This is a genomic window from Micromonospora sp. CNZ280 (assembly GCF_011759515.1).
Genome location: NZ_JAAOYP010000001.1, coordinates 1378578 through 1396013 on the forward strand (window position 1 = coordinate 1378578; position 17436 = coordinate 1396013).

The following is a 17436-nucleotide window of genomic DNA, read 5'->3' on the forward strand; positions in this document are numbered from 1 at the left end:
CAAACCGGATCCACGCCGGATCGGCCAGTGCCACCGGCGGCCAGGGCCGGGCAGGATGGTGCCCACCCTGGTCCCACCCCGAGGAGTCCCCGTGGGCGCACCCCCCACCCCCGCGGCGGAGCACGCGCCGGCCCGCCCCGGCTCGCCCGTGCTCGCCGCCGACCGCGCGTTCGCCCGGCCCCGCCGCCGGTTGCTCGCCGCCGCGGCGGCACTGGTCGCGCTGCTCGCCGTCGGCGCCGGCACCCTGCTCGACCTGCGCACCCCGGCGCCGCGCCCGGCCGACGCGCCGCCGGGCGAGTTCAGCGCGGCGCGGGCGTACGAGAACGTCAAGGTGATCGCGGCCCGGCCGCACGTGGCCGGCAGCCCGGCCAACGACCAGGTCCGCGCCCACGTCGAGGGGGTGCTGCGCGGGCTCGGCCTGGAGACCGAGGTGCAGGACACCGTGGCCCCGGAGGCCGGCCAGCTGAGCGGCTCGGCCGGCGGCGCCACCCTGGCCCGCGTGCGCAACGTGGTGGCCCGGCTGCCCGGCACCGACCCGACCGGCAAGGTGTTCCTGGTCGCCCATTACGACTCGGTGCAGACCGGCCCGGGCGGCAACGACGACGCGGCCGGCACCTCGGCCATCCTGGAGGTGGCCCGGGCGCTGGCGACCGGTCCGCGACCGCGCAACGACATCGTCTTCGTGCTCACCGACGCCGAGGAGGCGTGCCTCTGCGGCGCCTCGGCCTTCGCCGCCAGCCACCCGCTGGCGGCCGACGGCGGGGTGGTGCTCAACCTGGAGGCCCGCGGCTCGACCGGCCCGGTGATCATGTTCGAGACGTCCCGGAACAACGCCAAGCTGGTGGACGTCTTCGGGCGTGCGGCGCCGCACCCGGTGGGCACCTCGTTCGCGGTGGAGATCTACCGGGCGCTGCCCAACGACACCGACTTCACCGCGTTCCTCGACCAGGACTTCCTCGGGTTGAACTCGGCGTACATCGACGGCGGGGCGATCTACCACACGCCGCTGGACACCCCGGCCGCGCTGGACCGGGCGAGCCTCCAGCAGCACGGGGACAACGCGCTCGGCCTGGCCCGGGAGTTCGGCCGGGTGGACCTGGCCACGCTGCGCGCCGGCCAGGACGCCACCTACTTCCCGGTGCCCGGCGGGCTGGTCCACTACCCCGGCTGGCTGACCCTGCCCCTGGCCCTGGTCGCGCTGGCCGCGGTGGTCGCGCTCGGCTGGTTGACCCGCCGGCGCGGCCGGGCCACCACCGGCCGGCTGGCCGCCGGGTTCGGGCTGGCGCTACTGCCGATCGTGGCCGCCCCGGTGGCCGCGCAACTGCTCTGGGCTGCGGTCACCGCGCTCCGGCCCGGCTACGCCGGACTGCTCGACCCGTACCGGCCGACCTGGTACCGGCTGGCCGTGGTGGCGCTGGCCGTCGCCATCCTGTTCGCCTGGTACGCGCTGGCCCGCCGCCGGATCGGCCCGGCCGCGCTGGCGGTCGGCGCGCTGAGCTGGCTGGCCCTGCTCGGGGTGCTGCTCGCCGTGCTGGTGCCCGGCGGGGCGTACCTGCTCACCCTGCCGGCCCTGGCCGGCGCGCTCGGCGGGCTGGTGGCGCTGGCCACCCGGCTCGACGGCCCGTGGCCGGTGGTCGCGGTGACGGCGGCCGGCGCGGTGGCCGTGGTGATCCTGCTCCCGACGGCGGTGCTGCTCTTCCCGGCGCTCGGCATGGCGATGGGCGGGGTGGCCGCGCTGGTCGCGGTGCTGCTCGGCCTGGCCGCGCTGCCGGTGGTGGACCTGCTGCATCCGCAGGCCGGCGGCCAGCGCGGCCTGGTCGCGGTGCGCGCCCGCCGGTTCGGCGCGCTGCCGGCCGCGGCCGCCGCGCTCGCCGCGGTGGTGTTCACCGGGGTCGGGCTCGCCGTCGACCGGTTCGACGCCGCGCACCCGGCGCCCACCCACCTGATGTACGCCCTGGACGCCGGCACCGGCCAGGCCCGCTGGCTCAGCCACGAGGCCGACCCGCAGCCCTGGACCGGCCGGTACGTGGACGGCCCGGTCTCGGTGGCCGACGACTTCCCCGGCCTGGGCGACGGCGAGTTGCTCGGCGGCCCGGCGCAGGCAGCGAACCTGCCCGCTCCGAAACTGGACGTGCTCGCCGACAGCACCGCCGACGGCGAGCGCACGCTGCGACTGCGGCTCACCCCGCAACGCCCGGTCCGGCTGGCCACCCTGCACGTCGGCTCGGCGACGGCGACCGTGCTGCGCGCCGAGGTGGCCGGGCGCTCGGTGCCGGTCGAGACGCGGGACGGGAGGTGGGGCTTCGGCGTGGTCTTCCACGCCCCGCCGGCCGAGGGCATCGAGGTGACACTGACCGTCACGCCGAAGGCGGAGCGGGTGGAGCTGCGCGCGATGGACGCCAGCGACGGCCTGGACGCGCTGCCCGGCTTCCAGCCCCGCCCGGCGGACGTCGGGGTGGTCGGCTCGCACAGCTCGGAGATGCTCGCGGTCGCCCGCACCTATCCGCTCTGACAGCGTCGGGAGTGGCCGCCGCGACGGCGGCCACTCCCGGCCGTGGCGTTCGTCTGTCACGCTGGCCTCGTGAGCGACCGCTTCCGCCGGCTGCCGCCGCGGATCGAGCCGCGGTACGAGACGCAGGACGTCTCCCCGCCCCGACCGTTGCCCGAGGTGTCCGAGACGGTCGGGCTGACCGCGGGCGGCCAGGTCGCGGACCTCCAGCGGTTCGCCGAGGCCGTGGCCCGCGACCGAGCGGCACCGCACCAGTCCGAGGGGCAACCCCGCCGGTCGCGTCACCGGGTGCTGGTGTTCCTCCTCGCCGCCCTGGCGCTGGGGATGCTCGCCGTGTCGGTGCTCAGCTGGTGGGGCTGAGGCCAGCAGCGCCGGCCGCTACTTCCAGCGGAAATGCACGAAGAGGCGGCCGAAGTTCTTCGAGTCCTTCTCGACCCGGTGGTAGAGCTGCTTGACGTCCTTCTGGTCGAGGAACCGCAGCACCCGCTTCTTCAGCTGGCCGGAGCCCTTGCCGGGGATGATCTCGACGAGGGTGGCCTTCTTCGCCACCGCCTCGTCCATGATCCCGCGCAGCGCGCGGTCGATGTCGTGGCCCTTGTTGAAGATGTCGTGCAGGTCCAGCTTCAGCTTCACGCCGCACCCGCCGGCAGGTCAGGTCCCATGGGGTCGATGGTAGGCCGCGCCGCGGCGGCGGACCCGGGCGCGGCTGCGGCGGGCGGCGGAGACAGGTCGGGGCAGCCCTGTCGAACTGCCCCGTCCATGCGACCACACCCCGGGCTCGTCGCCCGGTCTCCACGTCACCGACCGCCGGCCACCCGGGTCTCGACCCGGCGCAGGGCGGTGCGGTAGTCGTCGTTGCCCGAGTGCATCGCCGCCGCGATGCGCAGGTGCCGCAGCGCGTCGGCGGGCCGGTTCAGCCGCTCCAGCGTCCGGCCCAGCACGTGGTGGGCGTAATGGTCGCTGGGGTCCCGGTCGACCAGTTCCCGCAGCTGCTCCTCGGCCCGGTTGAGCTGGGCCGACTGGAAGTAGGCCCGGGCCAGCAGCTGGCGGACCGCGGCGTTGCCCGGCTCGGCCTCGACGATCGGTTCGAGCAGCCGGGCAGCTCCGGTCGGGTCACCGGCTTCGAAGAACAGGTTCGCCCGCCGGTACTCGGCCAGAAGATCCATCGCACCCACCCCCTCGGGTCACGCCGCCACTGAGTCGACGCTGGCACAACACCTGCCGGACCGCGACTGTTCCCCGGCCGGTCGCCGGCTCAGGCGGTGGCGTCGTGCCGCCCGGCGGCCAGTTCCCAGGCGCGTACGCCGCCGACGATGCCGGCGCTGTTCGGCACCACCACCACGTCGTCGCCCATCCGGGCCAGCTGCTCGGGCCGGATCAGCCGGGAGTTGCCGCCGCCCAGGTAGAGCCGGTCCCAGCGGAACACCGGGCGCAGCCCGTCCACCACCTGCCGGATCCGGCGGGACCAGAACGCGTCGCCGAGCCGGCGCCGCTCCGGCTCCCCCACGTACGTGTCGTAGGTGGTGTTCCAGCGCACCGGGGCGTGCGACAGCTCCAGGTGCGGGGCGAGCACCCCGCCGTCGAAGAGCGCGCTGCCCAGCCCGGTGCCCAGGGTCAGCACCAGCTCGCAGCCGGTCCCGGCGACCACCCCGGCGCCGTGCACCTCCGCGTCGTTGAGCACCAGCGCGGGCACCCCGAACGCCTCGGCGAGGGCGGTCCGCGCGTCGTACCCGGACCACTCGGCGAGCAGCTCGGGCAGGATCTTGCTACGCGGGCCGGACCGGGTGACGTAGTGCGGGGTGGCCACCACCACCCCGTGCCGGATCATGCCGGGCATCCCGACGGTCAGCCGGTCCGCCGCGGGCAGCCGGGCGCCGAGGCCGAGCAGCGTCTTCACGAAGAGCGCGGGCGGCAGCGGGTACGGCGTGGGCACCCGCAGCGGCCGTGCCCGCATCGTCCCCGCCTCGTCGAGGACGGACGCCTTGATCCCGCCGCCCCCGCAGTCGATCGCCAGAGTGGTCACCACGCCGAGCAGTGTGCCCGCTCCACCGCGAATCTCCTCACCGATCTTGCACTTTGTGCCCGCGACATGCGGCTTTCCAGCCGACTTGCCCGGGCGCAAACTGCAAGATCGCCGAGTCCAGGCGGGGTAGGGTGGCGGGCTGATGAGCGCGACGATGATCGTCAAGGGGCTGGCCGCGGGGCATGGGGACCGGGCGTTGTTCTCGGGGTTGGACCTGGTGGTCGCGCCGGGGGACGTGGTGGGGCTGGTCGGGGTGAACGGGGCCGGCAAGTCGACGCTGCTGCGTACCCTCGCCGGGTTGCTGCCGGTGGAGGCCGGCAGCGTCACGCTCAGCCCGCCCACCGCGACCGTCGGGCACCTGCCGCAGGAGCCGGAGCGCCGCGCCGGCGAGACGGTCCGCGACTTCCTGGCCCGGCGCACCGGGGTGACCGGTGCGCAGGCCGCACTCGACACGGCGACCGAGGCGCTCAGCGCGGGCACCCCCGGCGCCGACGACGCGTACGCCGAGGCGCTGGAGCGCTGGCTCGCCCTCGGCGGCGCGGACCTGGACGAGCGGGCCGAGCAGGTGGCCGCCGAACTGGGCCTCGCGGTCGACCTGGAGCACCCGATGACCGGGCTCTCCGGCGGCCAGGCGGCCCGGGCCGGGCTCGCCTCGCTGCTGCTCAGCCGCTACGACGTTTTCCTGCTCGACGAGCCGACCAACGACCTGGACCTGGCCGGGCTGGAACGGCTGGAGCAGTTCGTCACCGGGCTGCGCGCCGGCACCGTGCTGGTCAGCCACGACCGGGAGTTCCTCACCCGAACGGTGACCCGGGTGCTGGAGCTGGACCTGCCGCAGCAGCAGGTCAACCACTTCGGCGGCGGCTACGCGGCCTACCTGGAGGAGCGCGAGGTGGCCCGCCGGCACGCCCGGGCGGACTACGAGGAGTACGCCGAGACCCGCGCGGCGCTGGAGGCGCGGGCCCGCACCCAGCGGGCCTGGATGGAGAAGGGCGTCAAGAACGCCCGGCGCAAGGCCACCGACAACGACAAGATCGGCCGGAAGTTCCGGACGGAGGCGACCGAGAAGCAGGCCGCGAAGGCCAAGCAGACCGAGCGGCTGATCGAGCGGCTGGACGTGGTCGAGGAGCCGCGCAAGGAGTGGGAGCTGCGGATGGAGATCGCCGCCGCGCCCCGCGCCGGCGCCGTCGTGGCCACGCTCCGCGATGCGGTGGTACGCCGGGGAGACTTCACCCTCGGGCCGGTGAACCTCCAGATCGACTGGGCCGACCGGGTCGCGGTGACCGGGGCGAACGGCTCCGGCAAGTCCACCCTGCTGGCCGCCCTGCTCGGCCGGCTGCCGCTGGACTCCGGGCAGGCCAGCCTCGGTCCCGGCGTGGTGGTCGGCGAGGTGGATCAGGCCCGTGGACTGTTCCTCGGCGACGCGCCCCTGATCGACGCGTTCCGGGCCGCCGTACCGGAGCTGTCGCCGGCGGACGCGCGGACCCTGCTGGCCAAGTTCGGCCTGCGCGCCGGGCACGTGCTCCGCCCGGCGGCCACCCTCTCGCCGGGTGAGCGGACCCGGGCGGCGCTGGCGCTGTTGCAGGGGCGCGGGGTCAACCTGCTGGTGCTGGACGAGCCGACCAACCACCTCGACCTGCCCGCCATCGAGCAGCTGGAGTCCGCGCTGGCCAGCTACCCCGGCACGCTGCTGCTGGTGACCCACGACCGGCGGATGCTCGCCGCGGTGGCGACCAACCGACGGCTGCGGGTGGACGCGGGACAGATCGCCGAGGATTGATCCGTGCCGGCCGGCGGCCACGGGGTGAGAATGACCCCATGCTCAAGTGGGAGTACGCGCTGCTGGTCCGTCGACGCCAGGCCGCCACCAACGACATCGGCTGGGAGGTCGTCTTCGTCTGGTACGGCCCGGACGGCTCCATGGTCGACGTGACGCCCTACGGCGACACCGCGCTGGCCCACCTGAACCGGGCCGGTGACCAGGGCTGGGAGCTGGTCGCGATGAGCGAGGACCCGTCCCTGCCCGGCAACAACGAGCTGCACCGCTACCACCTGAAGCGGCCGAAGCCGACCGTCCCGCCACCCCGGCAGCGAATGCGCGTCGGCGGCCGATCCCGCCGCACCGTCACCGGCTGACCCCGCCCCCGGACACCGACGAGGCCGATCCCTGGTCCGGCGGCCCGCGGCCCCTCGCCCCGCGGCCCGGCGCACCCGCAGGGGATGCCTCCGCCCGGCGCTCGGAACGTCCGGCGCCGTCGGAGCGCACCAGTCTTCCGGGCCCCGGCCTGCTCGGCCCTGCCGCCGGTGGGTACTTGGTCCGCTTCCGGGAGCGGCGGCCAGGCATATCGGACGGAGATGCGGGTAACGGGCGGCCGGAGGTGGGCCGATGGTCGCGATGGCACCGACTCCGCCCTCGGCCGAGCGGCTGCGGGCGGTCGACGGATTTCTCACCGAGGCGTGGGCGGAGCAGGTCCGGTACGACGACCGGCTGCGTGACCTGGCGGTCGAGGTGCGCTTCGACCGCGGGGTGGCCCATCTCAGCGGCGAGGTCGCCGAGCCCGCCCAACTGCGCCTGGTCCGGGACCTGGTCGGCCGGCTGGCGGGGGTGTTCGGGGTCTGGTGCCGGGTCCGGATCGGCGGTCGGGACCCGGTGGTGGTCGACCTGGGCTGCGGCGCCACCAAGCAGTGGCCGGGAAACCTGGGGCTGGACATCTACCCGGCGCCCGGGGTGGACGCGGTGGCCGACCTCTCCGGGTCGCTGCCGCTGGCCGACGACTCGGTCGACGTGTTCTTCGCGGTGCACATCCTGGAGCACCTGATCGACTTCCTGCCGCTGGTGGACGAGTGCCACCGGGTGCTGCGGCCGGGCGGCGTGCTGCACGTGATGAGCCCGTGGTGGGGGCACGTGAACGCGGTCGCCGACCCGACCCACGTCCGGCTGCTCGACGTACAGACGATCAAGGGGATCTGCCTTCAGCGCCCGCCCGGCACCCCGCGCTGGTACCCGCTGCACGCCGGCTGCGACGGCGCCTCCATCTTCGCCGACCTCACCCCGCTACCCTCCGACGCCGACCCCCCACCCCCCACCCACCTCTCCCGCTTCTTCGCCTGACCTACCCCCGATCCCGGAGGCCCAGCGTCGATCATGAAGTTGTTGACGTGACATTCGAACGGAGTGGCAACAACTTCATGATCAACCGGGTGGGCCCCGGAGGGGGTTAGGGGCCGAGGGTGGATTCTCGGGGGGTCAGGTGGTAGGGGGCGGGGAGTTCTCGGGGTGGGGCGGTGGGGTCGGAGTCGAGGCGGTTGGCGAGAAGTTCGACCGCGAGGCGGGCGATCCGCTCCTTGTCCGGCGCGATGGTGCTGAGGGTGGGGATGGAGAACCGGCCGTCCTCGATGTCGTCGAAGCCGGCCACCGCGACGTCCTCGGGCACCCGCAGGCCGGCCTCGTGCAGGGCGCGCAGGGCGCCGAGCGCCAGCGTGTCGTTGAAGCAGAAGACCGCGTCGGGGCGTATGCCGGAGGCCAGCAGGCCGCGCATCGCGGCCGCGCCGTCGGCGCGGTGCCAGGCCGGCGCGGGCGCCACCAGGCGCTCGTCGTAGTCGATGCCGGCGTCGGCGAGCGCGGCGGTGTAGCCGGCGAGCCGGAGCCGGGCGCTCGCGCCCTCCGGGGTGCGCTGCGAGCCGATGGCCGCGATCCGGCGCCGGCCGAGCCCGATCAGGTGGGCGGTCATCTCCTGGGCCGCGGCCACGTTGTCGATCACCACGTGGTCGGCCGGGCCGTGGTCGACCCGCTCGCCGAGCAGCACCATCGGGGTGCCGTCGAGGCCGGCGAGATCCTCGGCGGCGAGCGCCAGCGGGCTGAAGATCAGGCCGTCGATCAGGTGGTCGGTGATGCCTGAGGCGACCACCCGCTCCTGCTCGCGCCCGCCGCCGGTCTGGTCGATCAGCACCGTCCAGCCCAGCTCGGCGGCGGCGGTGACCACGTGCCGGGCCAGTTCGGCGAAGTACGGGATGTCCAGCTCCGGCACCGCCAGCGCGATCACGCCGGTACGCCCCTTGCGCAGGTTGCGGGCGGAGAGGTTGGGCCGGTAGTTCAGCTCGGCGATGGCCTGCTCGACCCGGGCTCGGGTGTCCGGCCGCACGTGGACGTAGCCGTTGACGACGTTCGAGACGGTCTTCACCGACACGCCGGCCCGCTCCGCGACGTCCTTGAGCCTGTGCCGCACTGACTTCCCTCCCCGAGTTGCTGACCGCACCTTACCGCGTCGCGGCCGAGAAACAGCCTCTTTACAACGTTGCTTACAACGTTGTAGAAACCAGGGACACCCGGTGACCGCGGTCACTGGGGCACCGGCAACAGGAAAGGTGGCACCCCTTGCGGACCGCGCAGCTCACCATCGACCCGGCCTTCGCGATCGGACCGGCCGACCGGCGCCTCTTCGGCTCGTTCGTCGAGCACATGGGCCGGTGCGTCTACGGCGGGGTCTACGAACCCGGGCACCCGACCGCGGACCCGCGGGGGCTGCGCGGCGACGTGCTGGCGCTGACCCGCGAGCTGGGCGTCTCCGTCGTCCGCTACCCCGGCGGCAACTTCGTCTCCGGCTACCGGTGGGAGGACGGGATCGGCCCGGTCGGCGACCGGCCGCGCCGGCTCGACCTGGCCTGGAAGACCATCGAGACCAACACCTTCGGCCTGGACGAGTTCATGACCTGGGCCGCCGAGGCCGGCGTGGAGCCGATGATGGCGGTCAACCTGGGCACCCGGGGCGTGCAGGAAGCCTGCGACCTGCTCGAGTACGCCAACCACCCGGGCGGCACCCAGCTGTCCGACCTACGCCGCAAGCACGGCGCCGAGCAGCCGTACGGGGTGCGGCTCTGGTGCCTCGGCAACGAACTGGACGGCCCGTGGCAGGTCGGCCACAAGACCGCCGACGAGTACGGCCGGCTGGCCGCCGAGACCGCCCGGGCGATGAAGATGATCGACCCGTCGATCAGCCTGGTCGCCTGCGGCAGCTCCAACCGGACCATGCCCACCTTCGCCTCCTGGGAGGCGACCGTGCTGGAGCACACCTACGAGCACGTCGACTACATCTCCGCGCACACCTACTACGACCCGTCCGACGGCGACCGGGCCAGCATCCTGGCCTCCGCCGTCGACATGGACAACTTCATCCGTGAGGTGGTCGCCACCGCCGACCACGTGGCCGCCAAGCAGCGGCACGGGCGGAAGCTCAAGATCTCCTTCGACGAGTGGAACGTCTGGTACCAGTCCCGCCTCCAGGCCGACCTGGACCGGCGCGGCTGGGTGGAGGCCCCCGCGCTGATCGAGGACGACTTCACCGCCGTCGACGCGGTGGTGGTCGGCGACCTGCTGATCACCCTGCTCCGGCACGCCGACCGGGTCGGGGTGGCCTGTCAGGCGCAGCTGGCCAACGTGATCGCCCCGATCCGCACCCGCACCGGCGGGCCGGCCTGGCGGCAGAGCATCTTCCACCCGTTCGCGCTGACCGCCCGCCATGCCCGGGGCACCGTGCTGCGCACCGAGCCGGTCTCGCCCCACTACGAGACCAGGCGGTACGGCGACGTGCCGGTGCTGGACACCGTCGCGGTGCACGACGAGGAGACCGGCGAGCTGACGGTCTTCGCCGTCAACCGGGACAACACGGACCTGGAGCTGAAGCTCGACCTGCGCGGCCTCGCAGGACTATCCGCTTCGTCCCACCTGAGCCTCGCCGCCGGGGACGACCCGTCGGCGACGAACACCGAGGCCGAACCCGACCGGGTGACGCCCCGGCAGTTGAACACCCCCACCATCGACAGCGGCCGGTGCTCCGTGCGCCTACCCGCCGTCTCCTGGAACGTGCTGCGTTTCGCCCCTGCCGGCGCCTGACGCCGGACCAGCCCTGACCAGGCACAATTTCAACCCGTCCCCCAAGGAGAGATACCAGCCATGATGCAGAACGACATGAGCCGGCGGCGGCTGCTCGGCCTCGGGCTCGGGCTCGGCGCCGCGGCCACGCTGACGCTGGCCGGCTGCGGCGGCGACGACGACGCGTCCGGCCCGGCGGCGGGCAACGGCGGCAAGGACTACACCGGTCCGAAGGTGGACCTGAAGCTCTGGAACGGCTTCACCGGCGGCGACGGCGACATCTTCAAGGCCCTGGTGAACCAGTTCAACACCGAGCACCAGAACATCGCCGTGTCGATCGCCACCTACCAGTGGGACGACTACTACAACAAGCTGCCCGGCGCCGCCTCGAGCGGAAACGGCCCGGACATCGCCGTCATGCACATGGACCAGCTCGCCACCTTCGCCGCCCGCGGCGTGATCACCGAGCTGGACGACGTGGCCAAGACCCTGGAGCTCTCCGAGGGCGACTTCGCCCCCACCGTCTGGCAGGGCGGCCTCTACAACAACAAGCGGTACGGCATCCCGCTGGACATGCACCCGCTCGGCTTCTACTACAACAAGGGGGTCATGGAGAAGGCCGGCCTGGACCCGAACAAGCCGCCGACGACGAAGGACGACTACACCGCCGCGCTGACCGAGCTGAAGAAGTCTGGCGTGCAGGGCTTCTGGGTCAGCCCGTTCCAGTTCACCGGCGGGATGACCTTCTACTCGCTGGTGCACCAGTGGGGCGGCAGCGTGTTCGACGCCGAGGCCACCAAGGCGGTCTTCAACTCCGACCAGGCCGTCGAGGCGTGCACCTGGCTGGTTGACCTGATCAAGCAGGGCCACTCCCCGGCCAACGTCGGCCAGGACGCCGACTACCTGGCCTTCAAGAGCGGCAAGAACGCCTTCAACTGGAACGGCATCTGGCAGATCAACGACCTGAAGAAGAGCCCGGAGATCCAGTGGGGCGTGGCGCCCCTGCCGCAGATCGGCAGCCAGCCGGCGGCCTGGGCCAACTCGCACAACTTCACCATCGTCAAGCAGCGGGCCAACGACGCCAACAAGGTCTCCGCGGCGAAGGTCTTCATCAACTGGCTCAGCCAGCACTCCCTCGACTGGGCCAAGGGCGGCCAGGTGCCGGCCCGCAAGACGGTCCGGGACAGCGCCGAGTTCAAGGCGCTCACCGAGGTCAACGCGCTCGCCCCGGAGCTGGAGTACGCGGCCTTTCCGCCGGCGGCCCCGGGCCTCGGCGAGGTCATGACCACCTTCTACAACTCCTTCAACGAGGCCGCGCTGGGCAAGAAGTCGCCCAAGCAGGCGCTGGACGACGGGGCGGCCAAGGCGAACAAGCAGCTCGAGGACAACCGCAAGAAGTACGGGAGCTGATGTCCCGTGGCGGACGTGATCGAGGTCGGGGCGGCGCGTGGTGACGCGCCGCCCCCGGCGGCCGGCACCGCCCGCCGGGGCGCCTCGCCGCGCCGGACCGGTCGGCTGACGCCGTACCTCTTCCTCGCCCCGTACCTGGTGCTGTTCGGGGTCTTCGGCCTGCTGCCGATCCTGCTCGGCGGCTGGCTCAGCGTGCACCAGTGGGACTTCCAGCTGCCCAACCGGCCCTTCGTCGGGCTGGACAACTACCGGGAGCTGTTCTCCGGCGACTCGGCCGTCTACGGCGACTGGTGGCAGAGCGTACGGGCCACGGCGATCTTCACCGTGTTCTCGGTGCCGCTGCTGGTGGTGGTCCCGCTGGGGCTGGCGCTGCTGCTGAACCGCTCGTTCCCCGGCCGGACCTTCTTCCGGGCGGTCTACTTCGCGCCGTACGTGCTCGGCGTGGCGGTGATCGGCCTGCTCTGGCGGTTCCTGCTCGATGCCAACCTGGGTCTGGTCAACCGGCTGCTCGGCGCGGTCGGCCTGCCGTCGGACACCCCGTGGGTGACAGACGTGCCGTGGGCCTGGGTGTCGCTGGTCGGGGTCACCGTCTGGTGGACCTCCGGCTTCAACGCGGTGATCTACCTGGCCGGCCTGCAGGACATCCCGGCCGAGCTGTACGAGGCGGCGAAGGTGGACGGCGCCAGCGCCTGGGACCGGTTCCGGCACGTCACCCTCCCCGGGTTGCGTCCGGTGCTGCTCTTCGTGATCACCACGACCGTGCTCGCCTCGGCGAATGTGTTCGGCCAGTCGTTCCTGATCACCCAGGGCGCGCCGGGCACCGAGACCCGCACGGTGGTGTGGTTCATCGTCGAGGAGGGGCTGCGGGACAACGACGCGGGTCGGGCCGCTGCGATGAGCATCGTGTTCGCCCTGATGCTGGCGGTGGTGAGCATCGCCAACTTCCGCCTCTTCCGCTACCGGGAAGACTGAGGGGACCGCCATGACGACGCCCACCCCCACCACCGTCGACCGGCGCGCCGGTGCCACGCGCGCCCCGGGCACGGCGCTGCGCCGCACCGCGCTCTACGCCACCCTGGTGGCGCTGGCCCTGGTCTTCCTGACCCCGCTGGTGTGGATGGTCATCACCTCGCTGAAGACCTACACCGGCGCCCAGCAGATCCCGCCCACCTGGCTGCCCGATCCGGTCTCCGGATACGGCTACGAGCAGATCGTGAACAACTCGGCGAACCCGGTGCTGCGCTGGTTCCTCAACAGCATGCTGGCCGCCACGCTGCACGCGCTGCTGGTGCTGGTCACCGCCTCGATGGCCGCGTACGCCCTGGCCCGGATGCGGTTCCGGGGTCGGGGGGCGACCTTCGCCCTGATCGTCGGGACGCTGTTCATCCCGCCCACCTCGCTGATCGTGCCGAACTTCCTGATCGTCGACACGCTGGACTGGATCGACACCCTCACCGTGGTGATCGTGCCGGGCGCGGCGAGCGCGTTCGGGGTGTTCTTCCTGCGGCAGTTCTTCCTCTCCCTGCCCCGGGAGTTGGAGGAGGCCGCGGTGCTGGACGGCGCCAACCAGTGGCAGATCTTCGTCCGGGTGGTGCTGCCGCTGTCCAAGCCGGCGCTGGCCACCCTGGCGGTGCTGTCGTTCCTGACCAACTGGAACGACTTCCTCTGGCCGATCTTCGTGCTGTTCAGTCCCGAGATGCTCACCCTGCCGCCGGGCCTGGGCCTGCTCCAGGGCGCCTACGTGACCGACTATCCGGTGATCATGGCCGGTGCGGTGCTGGCCAGCGTGCCGGTGCTGATCCTCTTCGTGCTCGCCCAGCGGCACATCATCCAGGGTGTGTCCCGCAGCGGCCTGAAGGGATGACCGTCCGCTGGCGCGGCGCGGCGGCGGCCCTCGCCGCCGCGCTGCTCGCCGCCGGCTGCGGCGGCGCCGACGATCCGAGACCCACGAGCACCGGGAGCGACCCGAACATGTTCACCAACCCGGTCGTACGCACCGACGCGCCCGACCCGCAGGCGATCCGGGTGGACGACACCTGGTACCTGTTCCACACCAACGCCGGCGGCCGGGACGTTCCGGTGCTCAGCTCGCCCGACCTGGTGGACTGGACTCCGATCGGCGACGCGCTGCCCGAGTTGCCCGGCTGGGCGGACGCCGGGAAGACCTGGGCACCGGAGGCGATCCAACTCGCGCCGGACCGGTTCCTGCTCTACTACACGGTGGCCGGGCGCGAGTCCGGCCGGCAGTGCGTCGGACGGGCGGTCGCCAGCGCGCCGCAGGGTCCGTACCGGGACGACTCGGCCGGGCCGCTGATCTGCCAGGCGGAGCTGGGCGGCTCGATCGACGCGAGTCCGTTCCGGGACACCGACGGCAGCCTGTGGCTGCTGTGGAAGAACGACGGCAACGCCATCGGGGTCGACACCTGGCTCTGGTCGCAGCGCCTCTCCGACGACGGGCTGCGTCTGGTCGGCGAGCCGACCAGGCTGCTCAAGCAGACCGAGCCGTGGGAGGGCACCCTGATCGAGGGCCCGTTCTTCCACCGGCAGGACGGGCGGCTGTACCTCTTCTTCGCCGCCAACGCCTACGACCGGGCCGAGTACGCCGAGGGCTACGCGGTCTGCGAGTCGCCCACCGGCCCGTGCGTGAAGGCCGCGGAGAACCCGATTTTGAAGACCAACGAGGTGGCCTCCGGCCCGGGGCACGCCTCGATGGTGGTCAAGGACGGCCGCACCTGGCTGCTCTACCACGCCTGGCCGCCCGGCCAGGAGGGCAGCGTCGACCCCGGCCGCCAGGTCTGGCTCGACGAAATCACCTGGCACGACGGCAAACCCCAGGTCAACGGCCCCACGGCAGAGCCACAGCAGAAGCCCTGACCAGGAACTCCTCCCACCGCGCCGACCACCACGGTGGCGGCCGGCGACCGCCGTCGGTACCCAGACCGGATCCCTGCCGACCGCCATCCTTCGGGCCGACCCGGCCAGCACGCCAGGTGTGCGCCTGATCACGAGGAGGAACGTGACGGCCGGACGCAGACGGCCACCTGTCCGACGGACGGACCGTTCCGGCCCGGACCCCTTGCGCGCGGCCGCCTGGTGTGAAAATTTCCTACCAGCGGCAGATAGCCGACGGCGAATGTTGCCGAGGGCCGCCGCGACCAAACCTGCCACGGGATTCCCGACGAAGGGACACACCGCATGAAGGCAACTCGGCTCGGAGCCGCCGGGCTGGCCGCGGCACTGCTCGGCGCGCTCGTCGCCGGCACCCCCGCGCATGCCACCGAAGCGGCGGCGACCGATGTCTCCGCCACCACCACCTGCGTCACCGACCCGGCCACGCCCAAGCGGCAGTTCCGGGCGATGTGGATCGCGTCCGTCACGAACATCGACTGGCCCACCAAGGCGTCCTGGACCGCGCCGGACCAGATCGCCGCCCAGAAGGCCGAATACCTGGGCTGGCTGGACCTGGCCGAGCGGCTGAACCACAACGCCGTCGTGGTCCAGGTCCGCCCGACCGCCGACGCGTTCTGGCCGTCGCCGCACGAGCCCTGGTCGGAGTACCTGACCGGGGTGCGCGGCAAGGACCCGGGCTGGGACCCGCTGGCCTTCGTCGTCGAGGAGGCGCACAAGCGGAACCTGGAGTTCCACGCCTGGTTCAACCCGTACCGCGTCTCCATGCCGGCCCCGAGCGGCGCCGGCGCGGACATCAACCAGCTCGCCCCGAACCACCCGGCGCGGCAGCACCCGGAGTGGACCTTCGCGTACCCGCCGGCCGGCGTCGCCGGCAGCCGGCTCTACTACAACCCCGGCATCCCCGAGGTCCGCGAGTTCGTGCAGACCGCGATGATGGACGCGGTCAAGCGGTACGACATCGACGGCGTGCACTTCGACGACTACTTCTACCCGTACCCGAGCGGCACCCACCAGGTGCCCGACGACGCCACGTTCGCGGCGTACAACCGCGGCTTCACCGACAAGGCCGACTGGCGGCGGGACAACATCAACCTGCTGATCCAGGAGATGAACGCCAAGATCAAGGCCGAGAAGCCGTGGGTGAAGTTCGGGGTCAGTCCGTTCGGCATCTGGCGTAACAAGTCCGCCGACCCGCTGGGCTCGGACACCACCGGCAGCCAGTCGTACGACATCATCTCCGCCGACACCCGCAAGTGGGTCAAGGAGGAGTGGATCGACTACGTGGTGCCGCAGCTGTACTGGTACATCGGCCAGTACCCGGCCGCCGACTACGCCCGGCTGGTGCCGTGGTGGGCGGACGTGGTGAAGGGCACCCGGGTGCAGCTCTACATCGGGCAGGCCGACTACAAGAGCGGTGCGCCGGCGTACGGGTCGTTCTGGATGAACCCGCAGGAGTTGTCCAACCACCTGACGCTGAACCGGGAGCACCCGGAGGTGCTGGGCAACGTGCACTTCTCCGCGGTCCAGGTCCGGGCGAACCGGCTCGGCGCGACCGACATCTACGCCGCCGAGCACTACTCCCGCCCGGCGCTGATCCCGACCATGTCGCACCTGCCGGCCAAGCCGCTGCTCATGCCGGTGGTCACCGGGTCGGCCCGGGAGGACGCCGGGATCCGGCTGCACTGGCGGCAGCCGGCCGACGGGATGGGCCCGCTCGGCACCGCCGCCTCGTACGCGATCTACCGCTTCGACGGCCTCGACCTGGCCGGCAAGTGCGACGTCGCGGACGCCGCGCACCTGGTGGACACCGTCCGGGCCACCCCCGGCGCGGTGCAGTCCTGGGTGGACACGACCGCCGAGCCGGGCAAGCGCTACACGTACTACGTGACGGCGCTCGACCGGCTGGCGAACGAGAGCCCGCTCAGCCCGCCGTACTTCGTGCACTGACCCACCGACCGAATGCCCCGGGCGTCCCCCGACGCCCGGGGCATTCGTCTGTTTCAACTCATGTCACCAATAGTTCACAGAGATACAAGATCCGGGGCGGGCCACTCATCGACACTAATCGACACCCGGTAACCCACCGGTAACAAAAGTTCCGCACACCCTCGCGGAGGTCCGCCATGCCCCGTCGTCTCGCCACCCTCCTCGCCTCGGGCGCGCTCGGTCTGCTGGTCGCGCTCGGCATCGCCAGCCCGGCCGCCGCCGTCACGCCCCAGCAGAAGCTCTCCGTCCTGTCCAGCTGGACCCAGACCAGCGCCACCAGCTACAACTCCTGGAACGCCGCCCGGCTGAACAAGAGCGCCTGGGCCGACTACGCGTTCGACTGGTCCACCGACTACTGCTCGTCCAGCCCGGACAACCCGCTCGGGTTCACCTTCAACCTCTCCTGCTACCGGCACGACTTCGGGTACCGCAACTACAAGGCGATGGGCCAGTTCCCGGCCAACAAGTCCCGCCTGGACAGCGCCTTCTACGCAGACCTGAAGCGGGTCTGCGCCACGTACAACTCGGTCGTCCGGCCCGCCTGCTACAGCCTGGCCTGGACCTACTACCAGGCGGTCAGCATCTTCGGCTCGGTCGCCGCCGTCCAGCAGGCCGACATCGACCGCGCCGCCAGGATGAAGGCCGACGCCGAACGCCGCGCCGCCGCCCGCTCCTGACCCCGGTGACCCTGCGGTGCTGCTCTGGTGATCAAGGGGTTCACGTCAGATC

15 protein-coding genes and 1 pseudogene are annotated in these 17436 nt (G+C 72.3%); 12 read left to right on the top strand and 4 right to left on the bottom strand.

Annotation, left to right across the window (positions count from 1 at the left end):
* Nucleotides 1-91 precede the first annotated feature (91 nt).
* Entirely contained in the window at nucleotides 92-2512 is a 2421-nt protein-coding gene (locus FHX32_RS06535; protein WP_486480937.1) for a M28 family peptidase, read from the top strand.
* Nucleotides 2513-2581: 69 nt separating this feature from the next.
* The gene (locus FHX32_RS06540; RefSeq protein ID WP_167179891.1) at nucleotides 2582-2869 is read left to right on the top strand and encodes a hypothetical protein; all 288 of its coding nucleotides are present in this window, start codon (nucleotides 2582-2584) and stop codon (nucleotides 2867-2869) included.
* Nucleotides 2870-2887: 18 nt separating this feature from the next.
* On the opposite strand, the gene FHX32_RS06545 is transcribed toward FHX32_RS06540, so the two are convergent.
* The 3 genes from FHX32_RS06545 to FHX32_RS06555 all read right to left on the bottom strand — a co-directional run bounded on the left by FHX32_RS06545 (nucleotide 2888) and on the right by FHX32_RS06555 (nucleotide 4535).
* A complete protein-coding gene (locus tag FHX32_RS06545) occupies nucleotides 2888-3142 on the bottom strand; it encodes a Smr/MutS family protein (protein ID WP_013736060.1) in 255 nt (84 codons plus the stop codon).
* Nucleotides 3143-3306: 164 nt separating this feature from the next.
* A complete protein-coding gene (locus FHX32_RS06550; protein WP_088996159.1) occupies nucleotides 3307-3675 on the bottom strand; it encodes a tetratricopeptide repeat protein in 369 nt (122 codons plus the stop codon).
* A gap of 89 nt (nucleotides 3676-3764) precedes the next feature.
* Entirely contained in the window at nucleotides 3765-4535 is a 771-nt protein-coding gene (locus tag FHX32_RS06555; protein ID WP_167179892.1) for an ROK family protein, read from the bottom strand.
* 139 nt (nucleotides 4536-4674) lie between these two features.
* Here FHX32_RS06555 and FHX32_RS06560 point away from each other — a divergent pair, with 139 nt between their 5' ends.
* The 3 genes and pseudogenes from FHX32_RS06560 (at nucleotide 4675) to FHX32_RS06570 (ending at nucleotide 7644) form a co-directional block, all read left to right on the top strand.
* Nucleotides 4675-6312 (top strand): ABC-F family ATP-binding cassette domain-containing protein, encoded by a 1638-nt coding sequence (locus FHX32_RS06560; protein ID WP_167179893.1) that lies wholly within the window; start codon nucleotides 4675-4677, stop codon nucleotides 6310-6312.
* A gap of 38 nt (nucleotides 6313-6350) precedes the next feature.
* A pseudogene (locus FHX32_RS06565) lies at nucleotides 6351-6596 on the top strand (hypothetical protein); the annotation flags it as partial.
* Between the two features lie 322 nt (nucleotides 6597-6918).
* Nucleotides 6919-7644 (top strand): BON domain-containing class I SAM-dependent methyltransferase, encoded by a 726-nt coding sequence (locus FHX32_RS06570; protein ID WP_167179895.1) that lies wholly within the window; start codon nucleotides 6919-6921, stop codon nucleotides 7642-7644.
* Between the two features lie 106 nt (nucleotides 7645-7750).
* Here the strand turns inward: FHX32_RS06570 and FHX32_RS06575 are convergent, their stop codons facing one another.
* Nucleotides 7751-8758: a LacI family DNA-binding transcriptional regulator gene (locus tag FHX32_RS06575; RefSeq protein WP_167179896.1), complete on the bottom strand. Its 1008-nt coding sequence runs from the start codon at nucleotides 8756-8758 to the stop codon at nucleotides 7751-7753.
* Nucleotides 8759-8907: 149 nt separating this feature from the next.
* On the opposite strand from FHX32_RS06575, the gene arfA reads away from it, so the two are divergent.
* The 7 genes from arfA to FHX32_RS06610 all read left to right on the top strand — a co-directional run bounded on the left by arfA (nucleotide 8908) and on the right by FHX32_RS06610 (nucleotide 17384).
* On the top strand, nucleotides 8908-10422 hold the full coding sequence (gene arfA / locus FHX32_RS06580) for an arabinosylfuranosidase ArfA (RefSeq protein ID WP_167179897.1): 1515 nt from the start codon (nucleotides 8908-8910) through the stop codon (nucleotides 10420-10422).
* A 60-nt stretch (nucleotides 10423-10482) separates the two neighbouring features.
* Nucleotides 10483-11811: an ABC transporter substrate-binding protein gene (locus FHX32_RS06585; RefSeq protein WP_167179898.1), complete on the top strand. Its 1329-nt coding sequence runs from the start codon at nucleotides 10483-10485 to the stop codon at nucleotides 11809-11811.
* A 6-nt stretch (nucleotides 11812-11817) separates the two neighbouring features.
* Entirely contained in the window at nucleotides 11818-12783 is a 966-nt protein-coding gene (locus FHX32_RS06590; protein ID WP_167179899.1) for a carbohydrate ABC transporter permease, read from the top strand.
* A gap of 10 nt (nucleotides 12784-12793) precedes the next feature.
* Complete coding sequence (locus FHX32_RS06595) at nucleotides 12794-13675, top strand: carbohydrate ABC transporter permease (RefSeq protein ID WP_486480938.1); 882 nt, start codon at nucleotides 12794-12796, stop codon at nucleotides 13673-13675.
* Nucleotides 13672-14685 carry a glycoside hydrolase family 43 protein gene (locus tag FHX32_RS06600; protein ID WP_167179900.1) on the top strand — a complete coding sequence of 338 codons (1014 nt, stop codon included), beginning with the start codon at nucleotides 13672-13674 and terminating at the stop codon, nucleotides 14683-14685. Before FHX32_RS06595 ends, FHX32_RS06600 begins: the two co-directional genes overlap by 4 nt.
* Before the next feature lie 321 nt (nucleotides 14686-15006).
* Nucleotides 15007-16668: a family 10 glycosylhydrolase gene (locus tag FHX32_RS06605; RefSeq protein WP_167179901.1), complete on the top strand. Its 1662-nt coding sequence runs from the start codon at nucleotides 15007-15009 to the stop codon at nucleotides 16666-16668.
* A 176-nt stretch (nucleotides 16669-16844) separates the two neighbouring features.
* A complete protein-coding gene (locus tag FHX32_RS06610) occupies nucleotides 16845-17384 on the top strand; it encodes a phospholipase (protein ID WP_167179902.1) in 540 nt (179 codons plus the stop codon).
* The last annotated feature ends 52 nt before the right edge of the window (nucleotides 17385-17436 follow it).

What these genes read in the sequence shown, in the direction of transcription:
- FHX32_RS06610 (WP_167179902.1), top strand. Translation starts at nt 16,845, where the DNA reads ATGCCCCGTCGTCTCGCCACCCTCCTCGCCTCGGGCGCGCTCGGTCTG.
- FHX32_RS06595 (WP_486480938.1), top strand. Translation starts at nt 12,794, where the DNA reads ATGACGACGCCCACCCCCACCACCGTCGACCGGCGCGCCGGTGCCACG.
- FHX32_RS06585 (WP_167179898.1), top strand. Translation starts at nt 10,483, where the DNA reads ATGATGCAGAACGACATGAGCCGGCGGCGGCTGCTCGGCCTCGGGCTC.
- FHX32_RS06560 (WP_167179893.1), top strand. Translation starts at nt 4,675, where the DNA reads ATGAGCGCGACGATGATCGTCAAGGGGCTGGCCGCGGGGCATGGGGAC.
- FHX32_RS06550 (WP_088996159.1), bottom strand. Translation starts at nt 3,675, where the DNA reads ATGGATCTTCTGGCCGAGTACCGGCGGGCGAACCTGTTCTTCGAAGCC.
- FHX32_RS06605 (WP_167179901.1), top strand. Translation starts at nt 15,007, where the DNA reads ATGAAGGCAACTCGGCTCGGAGCCGCCGGGCTGGCCGCGGCACTGCTC.
- FHX32_RS06600 (WP_167179900.1), top strand. Translation starts at nt 13,672, where the DNA reads ATGACCGTCCGCTGGCGCGGCGCGGCGGCGGCCCTCGCCGCCGCGCTG.
- FHX32_RS06570 (WP_167179895.1), top strand. Translation starts at nt 6,919, where the DNA reads ATGGTCGCGATGGCACCGACTCCGCCCTCGGCCGAGCGGCTGCGGGCG.